We start from the raw sequence: 3,466 nt of genomic DNA on the forward strand, positions 1-3,466 counted from the left end.
CGCCGCAGGCCACCCGCTGGACGGCATACCCTTCCACCCTTACTACACGGTGCACGACATCTTCGGTGTGAGCGTCTTCCTGATGATCTTCACGGCGATCATCTTTTTCGCGCCCGAGTTCGGCGGCTACTTCCTGGAGTACAACAACTTCATCCCGGCCGACCCGCTGAAGACGCCTGCGCACATCGCACCGGTCTGGTACTTCACGCCTTACTACTCGATGCTGCGCGCCATCACCGGTGAAATGGCCGGTGCACTGGGCATCATCGCGATCGTCGCCGCAGTGCTTGCCGCCCGCAAACTCTCCGGCATCTTCAAGCCAGCCGTGCTGGTGATTGCCGTCGGCGCGGCCTTGCTGCTGGGCTTGCTGCCTTCCATCGCCAACTGGATCGGCCTGGTCATTCCTTCCGCCGGCGCAGGCATCGCGCAAGGCCTGGATGCGCTGGCCAAACCGCTGGCCGGCGTGCCTTTCCTGGGCGAGCTCTGGGGCATGATGATCAAGGGTATCGACGCCAAGTTCTGGGGCGTGGTCGTGATGGGTGGTGCGGTCATCATCCTGTTCTTCCTGCCATGGCTGGACCACAGCCCGGTCAAGTCCATCCGCTACCGCCCTGACTGGCACAAATACCTCTACGGCATTTTTGTCGTGAATTTCCTGGTACTCGGTTACCTGGGTGTTCAACCGCCATCGGCCATCGGTGAGCGCGTGTCCCAGCTCGGCACCCTGTTCTATTTTGGTTTCTTCCTTTTGATGCCGTGGTGGAGCCGCCTGGGTACGCCTAAAACGCCGCCTGACCGTATTATTTTCCACGGTCACTAAGCAGGAGATAACAACAATGAAAAAACTGATTTTTTCCCTGATCGCGGCCCTCGGCCTGGTTGCCGGTGCACACGCTTCCGAAGGCGGTATTGCCTGGGACAAGGCACCGAACAACACGAATGACCTGGGCTCGCTGCAAAACGGTGCCAAGCTGTTCGTCAATTACTGCCTGAACTGCCACTCCGCTGCTTTCATGCGCTTCAACCGCCTGAAAGACATCGGCCTGACCGAGCAACAAATCAAGGACAACCTGCTGTTCACGACCGAAAAGGTCGGCGACACCATGAAGGCTGCGATTGATCCCAAGCAGGCGAAGGACTGGTTCGGCGGCAATCCGCCCGACCTGACCGTGATTGCACGTTCGCGATCGGGTGCCGGCGGCACGGGTGCCGACTATCTTTACACTTACCTGCGCAGCTACTACCCCGACAACACCAAAGCCACGGGCTGGAACAACCGCGCTTTCCCGAGTGTGGCCATGCCGCATGTGTTGTGGGAACTGCAGGGCACGCGCGAGCCGCAGTACGACTACAAGGAAGAGCACGGCCATAAAGTGGAGATTTTTAAGGGTTGGAAGCAGCTCACCCCCGGCACCATGACGCAGTTGCAGTATGACCAGGCGATGGGCGACCTCGTGGGCTACCTGCAATGGATGGGCGAGCCGGCCCAGAACACCCGTATTCGCGTCGGCGTCTGGGTGCTGATTTTCCTTCTCGGCTTGACCTTTGTTGCCTGGCGCCTGAATGCGGCGTTCTGGAAAGACGTCAAGTAATTTTTCGCCGGGGCTAAGCTCCCGGCACCTTCTGGAGTGGATGCTTTCAATGTATCCACTCCTTTGCATTTAGGAGTTCCGCACCATGATGGTCCTTTATTCAGGCACGACCTGCCCCTTCTCGCACCGCTGCCGTTTTGTGCTGTTTGAAAAGGGCATGGACTTCGAAATTCGCGATGTTGACCTGTACAACAAGCCGGAAGACATCAATGTGATGAACCCATACGGACAGGTACCTATCCTGGTCGAGCGCGACCTGATCCTGTACGAATCGAACATCATCAACGAGTACATCGACGAGCGCTTTCCGCACCCGCAACTCATGCCCGGCGACCCGGTTGACCGCGCGCGCGTTCGCCTCTTCCTGCTGAACTTCGAAAAAGAACTGTTCGTCCACGTCARCACGCTGGAATCGCGCGCCTCCAAAGGCAACGAAAAGGCGCTTGAAAAAGCCCGTTCGCATATCCGCGACCGCCTGACGCAGCTCGCACCGATCTTCCTGAAAAACAAGTTCATGCTCGGCGATAACTTTTCCATGCTGGACGTGGCGATTGCCCCGCTGCTGTGGCGCCTGGACTACTACGACATTGACCTGTCGAAAAATGCCGCACCGCTGCTCAAGTATGCGGAACGCATCTTTTCGCGCCCCGCCTATATCGAAGCGCTGACGCCTTCCGAAAAGGTCATGCGGAAATAATGGCCCCCACGCTTGCCACTGCGTGTACCTTCGGCTGTGCGCTGCCCCTTGCAAGAAGAAGAGGGGCGCTGCGCCTGCGGCCCGGCGAAGCCGGATCCGCGGCCCTGGCTGGCGAAGAGAGATCTCTCACGGCCGGTGAAGAGGGTGCCCATATGATGGTTCGGGTTTAACTTGGCTGAATTCATGAACGCCCTGGACTCCACGTCAACGCGACCGTATCTGATACGGGCTTTGTACGAGTGGTGCACTGACAACGGCTTCACGCCTTATGTGGCCGTGTCGGTGGACGACACCGTGCAGGTGCCGCGCGAGTACGTCAAGAACAACGAGATCGTGCTCAACATCAGTTTTGACGCGACCTCGTCACTCAAGCTCGGCAACGAYTTCATCGAGTTCAAGGCGCGSTTYGCCGGCAGTGCCCGGGAAATCATGGTGCCCATCAGCCACGTGATTGCGATCTATGCCCGTGAAAACGGGCAAGGCATGGCCTTTCCCATGGTTGCGGCTTCCGCCGGTCCGGTTTCCGGCGCTGAGGCGGGCGCCGAAGACCCTCATGGCGCACCTCCGGTGGCTGCCGCGCCGGCTGCGCATCCGCACAATCCGGCGGAAGGCCCGGAAAAGATCATGCAGCTGGTGCCCGAAAGCAGCGCAGATTCGCAAGCCGATGACGGTTCCGAGCCGCCGGATCCGCCCAAGTCGCCGCGCACACGGCCTTCACTGAAACGGGTCAAGTAAAATAGCTTTGTGCCGCTTTAGCTCAGTTGGTAGAGCAACCGCCTTGTAAGCGGTAGGTCGTCAGTTCGATTCCGACAAGCGGCACCATTTTCCCTTTCCTGTTGCCTTCCCCATGCCATATGGGTACCATACGCTACGAAATTGGTAGCAGGCAATGTGATCAACATGCGGGCCACGACGTATTGAGGCTTCTGTGAGCCGGTCTGGACGACTACTTTTTGGCTATTAGTATCTTGAGCCGAATTGATGTAACCTTCCAACCTTTGCCGAGAAGGCGCGCCTGGATCAGGGGGAGCAACTGCCGGATTTTTGCAGCAGCCGCATTGCCATTCACCAGCAGGCACCAGGTTTCACCGTCAATCGGTCCGGCCTGAACGGCGGGCCGCAGGGCTTCAGGAAGCAGCGATTCAATGGCCTTGAGCCTTTCGCCGGACTCCTGAAC

Annotated in this window: 5 protein-coding genes and 1 tRNA gene; 5 read left to right on the top strand and 1 reads right to left on the bottom strand. The window is 58.7% G+C overall.

From position 1 onward, the window contains the following. From AC1DWI_RS16875 to AC1DWI_RS16895, 5 genes are all read left to right on the top strand, one after another. A partial coding sequence (locus AC1DWI_RS16875; RefSeq protein ID WP_477725260.1) for a cytochrome b family protein occupies positions 1 to 820 on the top strand: 820 nt, incomplete at its 5' end. Between the two features lie 16 nt (positions 821 to 836). Continuing rightward, on the top strand, positions 837 to 1,592 hold the full coding sequence (locus tag AC1DWI_RS16880) for a cytochrome c1 (protein WP_477669849.1): 756 nt from the start codon (positions 837 to 839) through the stop codon (positions 1,590 to 1,592). Between the two features lie 85 nt (positions 1,593 to 1,677). Next, positions 1,678 to 2,289 (top strand): glutathione S-transferase N-terminal domain-containing protein, encoded by a 612-nt coding sequence (locus AC1DWI_RS16885; RefSeq protein WP_477725261.1) that lies wholly within the window; start codon positions 1,678 to 1,680, stop codon positions 2,287 to 2,289. 183 nt (positions 2,290 to 2,472) lie between these two features. Then, a complete protein-coding gene (locus tag AC1DWI_RS16890; protein ID WP_477669848.1) occupies positions 2,473 to 3,024 on the top strand; it encodes a ClpXP protease specificity-enhancing factor in 552 nt (183 codons plus the stop codon). Between the two features lie 11 nt (positions 3,025 to 3,035). Beyond that, positions 3,036 to 3,111, top strand: a tRNA-Thr gene (locus tag AC1DWI_RS16895). A 124-nt stretch (positions 3,112 to 3,235) separates the two neighbouring features. On the opposite strand, the gene AC1DWI_RS16900 is transcribed toward AC1DWI_RS16895, so the two are convergent. Continuing rightward, a partial coding sequence (locus AC1DWI_RS16900; protein ID WP_477725262.1) for a hypothetical protein occupies positions 3,236 to 3,466 on the bottom strand: 231 nt, incomplete at its 5' end.

It is taken from the genome of Polaromonas sp. P3_C2, assembly GCF_056402675.1.

Bases quoted from the DNA above. Each gene is read 5' to 3' on its own strand.
- AC1DWI_RS16880 (WP_477669849.1), top strand. From the start codon at position 837: ATGAAAAAACTGATTTTTTCCCTGATCGCGGCCCTCGGCCTGGTTGCC.